This is a genomic window from Idiomarina sp. A28L, from assembly GCF_000218785.1.
Taxonomy (GTDB): Bacteria; Pseudomonadota; Gammaproteobacteria; order Enterobacterales; family Alteromonadaceae; genus Aliidiomarina.
This window is the reverse complement of the sequence record NZ_AFPO01000011.1, coordinates 316,216-325,516: the sequence shown is the minus strand read 5'-3', so window position 1 is coordinate 325,516 and position 9,301 is coordinate 316,216. Positions and strand designations below refer to the sequence as shown.

The window sequence follows — 9,301 nt, the reverse complement described above, 5'->3', positions numbered from 1 at the left end:
TTTTACAGGCTCAGGTGCAACTTCGGCCTTCGCTTCTTCAGCCGGAGCAGAAGTTGCTTCAGCTGAACCAGTTTCTTCTTTCGCTTTAGCAGGCTTCCGGCGTGTACGCTTGCGCGTTGGCTTTTCAGCCTGTTCGCTGTCTACCTTCGCATCAGGGTTCGTTTCCACCGCGGATTCAGTTTTAGCTTTGTTATTTTCAGCTTCGTTATTTTCAGCATTACTGCTATCAACATTCGCTGTTTCTGCCTTTACTGGCTCTGGTGCTGATTCTGTTGCTGATTCAGGCATCGACTCAGCAACAGGGGCTATCGGAGCTGCATCATTTTCAGGTGATGATTGTTTTTGTTTCTCAGTGTTTAACACCGCAGCTTCAGAGTTATTCTCGGTACCAGCAGAAGCGGCAGTGGCTGCTTTTTGCATTCGTACGCTTTTCGAAAGGTTACGGCGCTGACGACGCTCTTTCGGCATTTGCGTTGTTTGCTCTTCAGCGTTGCGCACCGGCTCATTTGGAGTGTTTGCTGGAGCTGCATCAACTTTCGCATCAACAGCTGGTTTCTCATCATTTTGAGAAGTAGTTTGTTGATTTTGGCTAGCTTGCGAGGTTGGCTTCCGACGGCGGTTACGACGTGGGCGTTGCTCTGATTTTTCACCAGAGCTTTGTGCTACCGCTTGATCCGTTTCTGGCTTATCGATTTGTGTTGTACTTTTTGCTGAACGATCATCGCGTTTGCCACCACGATTACGGTTCTGGTTCGGGCGTCGACGATTGTTACTATTTCTTCGGCTATCTTGCTCAGAGCGTTTCGCTTCGTTAGCTTTCTGTTCAGCTTTCTTCTTTTCTTCTGCTTTATCAGCTTCAGAACTACCAAGTAAGCCACCAAACCACTTACTCAAACGAGTTAACACACCAGGTTTTGCAGTGCTCTTTTGCTGCGCGATTTCTGCTGGCGGCGGGGTAGCAGGCGCTACAAGTGTTTTCAGAGCAGGCTCATCTGCAGCTTTATCGCGCGGAGCAGAAAATTCAATTTCTTTAATCTCAGCAGCTTGCAGTAATCGGAAGCTTTGAACTTCTGACATTTCATCTGTGCGTAAACGCTGAACATCGAAATGTGGTGTTTCCAGGTGCTGGTTAGGAATAACTAAAATGCTAACCTTTGTACGATCTTCAATTACTCGCAACGCCGCTCGTTTTTCGTTAAGCAGATAAGTAGCAACCGTAACAGGAACTTGAACATTTACCTGGCCAGTATTATCTTTCAGCGATTCTTCTTCAATTAAACGCAGCACCGATAGTGCAAGGGATTCATCACCGCGAATAGTGCCTTGGCCATCACAGCGAGGGCAAACTTGGTTTGAAGATTCGCCAAGAGAAGGCCGCAAACGTTGACGCGACATTTCTAATAAACCAAAGCGAGATATACGGGCTGTTTGCACGCGCGCGCGATCTTGTTTCAGCGCATCACGTAAGCGATTCTCAACTTCACGCTGATGTTTCGGTGGTGTCATATCAATAAAATCAATAACAATTAACCCACCAACATCACGCAAGCGAAGTTGGCGAGCAATTTCATCCGCCGCTTCAAGGTTAGTTTGAAATGCTGTTTCTTCGATATCACCGCCTTTAGTTGCTTTCGCAGAGTTAATATCGATAGAGGTTAATGCTTCGGTAGGATCAATTGAAATTGAACCGCCAGAAGGTAAACGAACTTCGCGTTGGAACGCTGTTTCTATTTGGCTTTCTATTTGATAATGGCTAAATAAAGGCACTTCACCTTGATAAAGCTTAACGCGCTGTAAAAAATCGGGGCGTACTATTTTGATGTGTTCACAAGCTTGATCGAAAATAGTTTGATCATCAATGAGAATTTCACCGATATCACGGCGCAAATAATCGCGGATAGCGCGAAATATAACGTTTGATTCCTGATGAACAAGGAAAGGTGCAGGGCGGGTTGAAGAAACCTGCTCTATTGCTGTCCAGTGGTGCAGCAATACATTCAAATCCCAAGCAAGTTCTTCTGATGATTTGCCAACGCCCGCAGTACGGACGATTAAGCCCATACCGTCAGGAACTTCCAATGCCGATAATGCATCTTTTAGCTCAGTGCGCTCATCACCTTCAATTCGGCGAGAAATACCGCCAGCACGAGGGTTGTTTGGCATTAATACCAAGTAACTGCCAGCCAATGAGATAAAGGTAGTTAAGGCGGCGCCTTTTTGGCCGCGTTCTTCTTTATCGATTTGCACGATTACTTCTTGGCCTTCTTTAACAACATCACGGATGTTAGGGCGGCCATCAAACTTGTAACCTTTGGGGAAGTAAGTGCGGGCAATTTCTTTTAACGGTAAGAAGCCATGTCTATCGGCGCCGTAATCAACGAATGCAGCTTCTAGGCTGGGCTCAACTCGGGTGATTTTACCCTTATAAATATTGGATTTTTTTTGTTCGTGACCAGGACTTTCGATGTCTAGATCATACAGACGTTGTCCGTCTACAAGCGCTACTCGAAGCTCTTCAAGTTGCGTTGCGTTAATTAGCATTCTTTTCATATAGTGTGACTCATACGTTTATGGGTACGAAATCACAACACTGGTTCGCCGAATACGGCCCGTTCCGTTGCTAAAATTGGCTGTCGGCACCGTATCTATTGATGGTGCGCGCTGCAAGGACAGCTAATCTAATGCGAATTGTAAATAATGTTCTTTTATCTTTAACGCGATTTCATTGGAAGCTCGCGAGGCTACCCGTAGTTGGTCTGCTTTGGTTGATTTCATCTCGTGCGCTCAGATTGCATTAAGCTTGTCTGGTGGCGCTACTTCTGCGAATACCAACCCCTAAATAACACTCTTTGAGTTTGTTTATTTAGTGCGAATTCTCAACTACGCATAACAATAAATTTCTAAATTGCCGAAACAGGCGTTCACTGCGTATCAGTGTTGTGTTTTCCGAGAAAAATTCATCGAGAAAAACATAAAAGGCAGATTGTTAAAAATCTGACTCCGCATTGTCGCATTATACGATCGAGCTGACAAGTAACAAATAGTGTTTGAAATGTGGGTTTGCGCTGTTACCGGGTAACTTGGCCATGATATACTTATAAAATATTTATTCTGAGATTCAATCAATTAAAGGCTTTTCTTCACGCATGAGTGAGATTCAACATCAAGTTCGCTTCCATACCATAGGGCCCGATGAAGGCGGCCAGCGCATCGATAATTTTTTGCTTGCCCAATTGAAAGGGGTTCCTAAGAGCATGATTTATCGAATTGTTCGCAAAGGCGAGGTACGGGTTAATAAAAAGCGAATAAAGCCTGATTACAAGTTACAAGAGGGTGATGAAATTCGAATTCCGCCAGTGCGTGTAAATGAGAAGCCAGATTTACCCAACCCTAACCTTGATAAAATATCTCAATTAGAGAACTGTATTGTTTTTGAAGACGATTATATGGTCGTTGTAAATAAGCCGGCAGGCATGGCAGTGCATGGTGGTTCTGGATTGCAATACGGATTAATCGAAGGATTACGTGCATTGCGGCCAACCGCGAAGTTTTTAGAATTGGTACATCGTTTAGATCGCGATACATCTGGCTTATTAATGGTTGCAAAGAAACGTTCAGCTTTGCGAGCTCTGCACGAGCAACTTCGTGAAAAAGATATGGATAAAACCTATATCGCATTAGTGTTTGGAAGTTGGCCAGGTAAGATAAAAAAAGTAGATGCACCTCTTTTAAAGAACACATTACAATCGGGTGAGCGCGTAGTGCGTGTTGACGAGGCTGGTAAGGCTTCACTGACGCGTTTTAAGGTTCGCGAACGTTATCCATTGAGTGAGATAAATACCACATTAGTTGAAGCTATGCCGGTAACCGGACGAACTCACCAAATTCGAGTGCATGCTCAGTGTGCAGGGCATCCAATTGCGCAAGATCAAAAATATGGCATGCGGGGCTTTGATGAACAACTTCGAAAAATCGGCTTGAATCGTTTATTTTTGCACGCTGAGCGATTATCCATCAAGCACCCACATAGCGGCGAGCCCATTCAGTTTTTCGCGCCATTAGAAAAGCAACTTAATGATGTCTTAATAGCATTAAGAAAAGGAACTGCTTAACTATGAACAATCAACAAATAGCTCACCGGTTTCCGTTAATTATCTTTGATTGGGATGGTACGTTGATGGATTCAGTGCCGCGTATTGTTTCTTGTATGCAAAAGATGGCGAAGGCCGCTAACCTGCCAGTACCTGCGGAATCCGCCGTTCGAGATATTATCGGTTTAAGCCTTTGGGTAGCATTAGAGCGTTTGTTTGATTGTCATGAGGAGGTTGAGCAGCAAAAACTAATTGCAATTTATCGCGAGCTATATGTTCATCAAGACGCGACCCCATCGCCGCTGTTTCCTGATGTTGTAGAGGTACTTACCGAGCTCACTCAAAGTGGATTACAACTCGGTGTTGCAACGGGTAAAGCGCGTCAAGGTTTGGAGCGTGCTTGGAAGGAAACGAATACTGGTAAATTCTTTCAAGTTTCCCGTTGTGCCGATGAAGCTAATTCAAAGCCTCACCCACAAATGCTTAATGAAATATTATTAGAAACTGGTTACGGGGCAGAGCAGGCAATAATGATTGGTGATTCGCGCTATGATTTACGTATGGCCAGCGCGGCAAAAATGCCCTCGTTGGGTGTATCTTGGGGTGTTCATGATAATGCTACCTTAAGTTTAGAATCACCCCTCGATGTACTTACTGATATTGCTGATTTACCTAGCTTGCTCAGGAAGTTCGAAGCCGTGTCGGCTGAGTAGATCGGTGAGCCTTATTAAAGGCAAGCCAATTAAACTATTTGGGTCATCGCCCTTCATTTTCAGAAACAAAGTGATACCCAATCCTTCACTTTTGAAGCTTCCAGCACAGTTCAAAGGCTGCTCAAGCTCAATATAGTGCCGTATCATTTTCTCGGTGAGAGTTCGAAAGTAAACAGAGTAGGGTTCAGTAATTGTGTGTATTTCACCCGATTCTGAATTAAGTACGCTTAAACCTGTATAGAAAGTAACGGTTCGCCTACTAAAATGTTTGAGCTGTGCAACCGCGGCTTCTACATCTTTTGGTTTACCAAAGATTTCACCGGTACAAACCGCTATTTGATCGGAACCTATAATAAGGTGTTTTGGGAATTTGTTTGCTAAAGCCCTAGCTTTGTTCTCCGCCAAACGTTGAACTAAGTGAATATGGGTTTCATCTTCCAAAGGCGTTTCATCTATATTTGGCGCTGCAGTAGTAAAGGGAATCCGTAATCGCTCTAAAAGTTCCTTACGATAAGGCGAGCTGGAGGCGAGTACAACCGACAAATGATCAACATTAGGTGTTTTTGGGACAGAATCAAATAAACCGACGTGTTCTTTAGTGTGCATAAGCAACCTCTGTGATAGAATACTTCTTTGGGTTATTTTGCCATGCTTTTCCAACAAGAAAGTAACTTTCGCTCTGTTTTTCATAGAAACAGGGGCTTAGGGGTGAAATTTCTTTGACTATCAACTTATCAACCATTATTATTCGCGCGCTATGCAAAAGGTTCTAATACCGCTTTCGGTTGACCCAGTACGAAATTCAGGAAAACAGTTATCTTTTGATGGGTACATTCCATCTAAAAATTTACCTCGTTTTAATGAAGTACTGGCATCACCATGTTCTGACATAGAGGTCACGCTATGGTTCGGAACAGATGAGCAAAAGATACATAATTTTCGTGGTCAGGCGAAAGCTAACGTTGAGCTAACTTGTCAGCGGTGTGGTGGCACCATGCCCTTCGATTTAGCAATAGAGTTTCAGTATGCACCGGTAACTAAGCGGCAAACTGCCGAAGATATGCCGGAGCATTACGAAGCAGCTGAACTTAATGAGCTAGGGGAAGTACTGCTCCATCCCTTAGTTGAAGATGAGCTGCTACTCGCATTGCCTATAGTGGCAAAGCATACTGAGCAGGACTGTGCGATCAAGAGCGATACAATGAGCTACGGTGAGTTACCTGCGGAAGCAGAGAAGCCAAACCCATTCGCTGTATTGCAAAAGCTTAAGAAATAATCGATTCAGGAGATCAGTCAAATGGCTGTACAAAAAAACCGTAAAACTCGTTCTGCACGCGGCATGCGTCGTTCACACGATTCATTAACTGGTGTTGAATTGTCTGTTGATCAGACAAGCGGCGAAACTCATCGTCGTCACCATGTAACCGCTGATGGTTACTACAAAGGTAAGAAAGTCATCGCTTAAGGCGTATGGCAAAAATTACTTTAGTAATCGATGCGATGGGTGGTGACCGCGGTCCCTCTATCGCTATTGCAGCGCTCATTAGAGCGCTGCAATCGTTTCCAGAAACTGATTTTATAGTTACTGGAGACGAACCTCGTTTAAAAGCTTTACTCGCCCGAGAAAGTAAAGGTACCGCAGCCGATATATCGCGTGTACGTATTCAACATACCTCCCAAATAGTGCACATGGACGATAAGCCTGGTCAATGTATTCGCCAAAAAACGGATTCATCGATGCGCGCTGCTATCGATCTTGTTGCTGATGGTAGTGCTCAGGGTTGCGTAAGCGCTGGAAATACGGGTGCTTTAATGGCCATGGCGTATATGTATTTAAAAACATTGCCAGGTATTATTCGGCCAGCATTAATCACTCCTGTTCCTAATCAGCATGGCAAGCAGGGATTCCTCCTAGATATTGGTGCGAATCCGGTGTGTGATGCAGAAACTTTATTTCAATTCGGTGTGATGGGTTCAGTATTAGCACGAGAGCTCAACGGTATTGAAAACCCAAAAGTTGCCTTATTGAACATGGGTACTGAAGAGATTAAAGGCCCCGATGTTGTAAAACAGGCGGGCGTTTTATTAAAACAATCAAACTTCGTTAATTACACCGGTTTTGTGGAAGGGTCTGAACTTTTCACTGGCGAGGCCGATGTTATTGTTTGCGATGGTTTTACCGGTAATATTGCGCTCAAAAGCTGTGAAGGCATGGCAAAAATGGTTTACGAGCACTTTCAGCGTAATCTAAAAACCCATTGGTTTAGCCGCAGCCTTGCTTGGTTGTTATATAAGCGGCAGAAAAAATCGTGGGCATGGCTCAACCCCGACCAGTACAACGGTGCAAGTCTGGTAGGATTGCGCGGTGTGGTTGTGAAAAGCCATGGTAATGCATCTGCGAATGCGTTTTACAGCGCGATCGTACATGCGATTACGGAAACGCAATTGAACCTACCTGCGCGAATTCACAACCAAGTTGAACAAGTGCTTTCAGAACAGCACTAACATTCCGGTCCTCTTAGCACCGGAAGTTGCAATGAGGAGTGATATGTTCGAGCAACAACGCTACGCAAAGTTAGCTGGCACAGGCCATTTTCTTCCCGCCCAACGCCTTACCAACAAAGAACTCGAACAACGAGTAGATACCAATGATGCTTGGATTCGCGAGCGCACCGGCATTCAAGAACGCCGAATTGCCAGTGCGGATGAATCAGTTGTTACCATGGGAGCGGAAGCTGCTAAAAATGCGATTGCAGCTGCAGGGCTAAACGCTAGCGATATAGACCTCATCGTTATGGCCACTACCTCTGCCGATCGTGCTTTTCCAAGTGCAGCTTGCGAAGTGCAACATGCTCTTGGCGTAACGGATATTCCAGCTTTTGATGTGGCTGCCGCTTGCTCAGGTTTTATCTTTGCTCTATCGGTTGCGGAGAAATATATTATTAGCGGCGCTGCCAAACACGTTTTAGTCATTGGTAGCGATACACTATCCCGGATGTGTCGCCCGGATGATCGCAATACTATTGTTTTATTTGGCGATGGGGCTGGTGCAGCGGTATTATCGCTAGCCGACGAACCGGGCGTATTCTCGACGCATATCTTTAGTGCTGGTGAGTTTGCTTCGTTGTTGGGCGCCGATCATCCAAGTAGAGATGATACAGCCTTACAGCAAGAGGCATGGCTTTATATGAAAGGCCGTGAGGTATTTAAAGTAGCGGTAGAAAAATTAGCTGAACTTGTGGAGCAAACATTAGCGGCCAACAATATGGGCGCAAAAGATTTAGATTGGTTAATACCACACCAAGCCAACTATCGAATTATTCAAGCAACCGCGCGAAAATTGAAAATGCCCATGGAACAGGTTGTAATGACACTTGCGACAACCGGAAATACCTCGGCAGCTTCAGTACCTATCGCATTAGATGTTGCCATTCGTGATGGCCGAATACAGCGCGGACAAACATTATTGTTAGAAGCTTTTGGCGGCGGTTTCGCCTGGGGCTCAGCGTTAATTAAATACTAGTGTTTCATAAAAAAAGAAGAGGATTGTGATGAGTCGACAAGTGGCTTATATATTTCCAGGGCAGGGCTCGCAAACAGTTGGAATGTTGGCTGAGCTTGCTGAACACTACCCACAGGTAGAAGTAACTTTTGCAGAGGCGTCGGAAGTACTTGGATACGACCTTTGGAATGTTGTACAAAACGATAAAGATGGCAAACTTAACCAAACGGAAGTAACACAGCCTGCATTGCTTGCGGCCAGTGTTGCGGTTTATCGCTGTTTAAGTAATGGGCCGACACCTGCAATTATGGCGGGGCATAGTTTGGGCGAATACTCAGCGTTAGTTTGTGCAGGTGCACTCAATTTTGCTGACGCAATAGCATTAGTAGCACTGCGTGGAAAGGCCATGCAAGCAGCGGTTCCTGCCGGAACAGGCGCTATGGCTGCGGTGATAGGCTTAGAAGATGAAAAGGTAGTAGCTGCGTGTGCAGAAGCCGCTGAGGGTGATGTTGTTGCCGCGGTGAATTATAACTCACCTGGGCAAGTGGTTATTGCTGGTGAGAAAGCAGCTGTTGAAAGAGCAGGAGAGGCATGTAAGGCTGCGGGCGCTAAACGAGTTCTACCTTTACCGGTAAGTGTTCCTTCCCACTGCGCCCTTATGATTCCCGCAGCGAAAGAATTATCTGAGGCATTGGACGGTGTTGAAGTGCAACTGCCCCGTGTTCCAGTTCTGCATAACATAAGTGTAGCCGAGGCGAAATCGCCTGAGGAACTCCGCGAAGCTTTAGTTGCCCAACTGTACTCACCTGTACGCTGGACGGAAACAGTATTGGCCATGAAAGCACAAGGGATTACGCATCTGTATGAAATTGGGCCGGGCAAAGTGCTCACGGGTTTAACCAAACGAATTGATCGTGAGCTTGAAGGAGCCGCTATCAGTGGCAGTGCTGATGTAACCGAGCTTTGTGTTAGCCAGCAGTAAATGCTAGTAGTGA

The 9,301-nt window shown here is 45.2% G+C and carries 9 protein-coding genes; 7 read left to right on the top strand and 2 right to left on the bottom strand.

Translation table 11 applies throughout. From position 1 onward, the window contains the following. A partial coding sequence (rne, locus tag A28LD_RS04595; RefSeq protein ID WP_007419899.1) for a ribonuclease E occupies positions 1–2,550 on the bottom strand: 2,550 nt, incomplete at its 3' end. 596 nt (positions 2,551–3,146) lie between these two features. On the opposite strand from rne, the gene rluC reads away from it, so the two are divergent. Then, positions 3,147–4,112, top strand: a complete 966-nt coding sequence (rluC, locus tag A28LD_RS04590; protein ID WP_007419898.1) for a 23S rRNA pseudouridine(955/2504/2580) synthase RluC — start codon at positions 3,147–3,149, stop codon at positions 4,110–4,112. A 2-nt stretch (positions 4,113–4,114) separates the two neighbouring features. Further along, a complete protein-coding gene (locus A28LD_RS04585; protein WP_007419897.1) occupies positions 4,115–4,804 on the top strand; it encodes an HAD family hydrolase in 690 nt (229 codons plus the stop codon). Here A28LD_RS04585 and A28LD_RS04580 read toward each other — a convergent pair. After that, positions 4,760–5,410 (bottom strand): Maf family protein, encoded by a 651-nt coding sequence (locus tag A28LD_RS04580; protein WP_007419896.1) that lies wholly within the window; start codon positions 5,408–5,410, stop codon positions 4,760–4,762. The genes A28LD_RS04585 and A28LD_RS04580 overlap by 45 nt on opposite strands. A 151-nt stretch (positions 5,411–5,561) precedes the next feature. Between A28LD_RS04580 and yceD the strand changes: the two genes are divergently transcribed. Genes yceD through fabD form a run of 5 tightly spaced genes read left to right on the top strand, consistent with a single transcriptional unit; the run spans position 5,562 to position 9,288 of the window. Continuing rightward, positions 5,562–6,080 (top strand): 23S rRNA accumulation protein YceD, encoded by a 519-nt coding sequence (yceD, locus tag A28LD_RS04575; RefSeq protein ID WP_007419895.1) that lies wholly within the window; start codon positions 5,562–5,564, stop codon positions 6,078–6,080. A gap of 21 nt (positions 6,081–6,101) precedes the next feature. Further along, positions 6,102–6,269, top strand: a complete 168-nt coding sequence (gene rpmF, locus A28LD_RS04570; RefSeq protein WP_007419894.1) for a 50S ribosomal protein L32 — start codon at positions 6,102–6,104, stop codon at positions 6,267–6,269. A gap of 5 nt (positions 6,270–6,274) precedes the next feature. Next, positions 6,275–7,309, top strand: coding sequence for a phosphate acyltransferase PlsX (gene plsX, locus A28LD_RS04565; protein ID WP_007419893.1), 1,035 nt, complete (start codon positions 6,275–6,277; stop codon positions 7,307–7,309). 43 nt (positions 7,310–7,352) lie between these two features. Then, on the top strand, positions 7,353–8,327 hold the full coding sequence (locus A28LD_RS04560) for a beta-ketoacyl-ACP synthase III (protein WP_007419892.1): 975 nt from the start codon (positions 7,353–7,355) through the stop codon (positions 8,325–8,327). Positions 8,328–8,355: 28 nt separating this feature from the next. Further along, on the top strand, positions 8,356–9,288 hold the full coding sequence (gene fabD / locus A28LD_RS04555; RefSeq protein WP_007419891.1) for an ACP S-malonyltransferase: 933 nt from the start codon (positions 8,356–8,358) through the stop codon (positions 9,286–9,288). Positions 9,289–9,301: the final 13 nt, after the last annotated feature.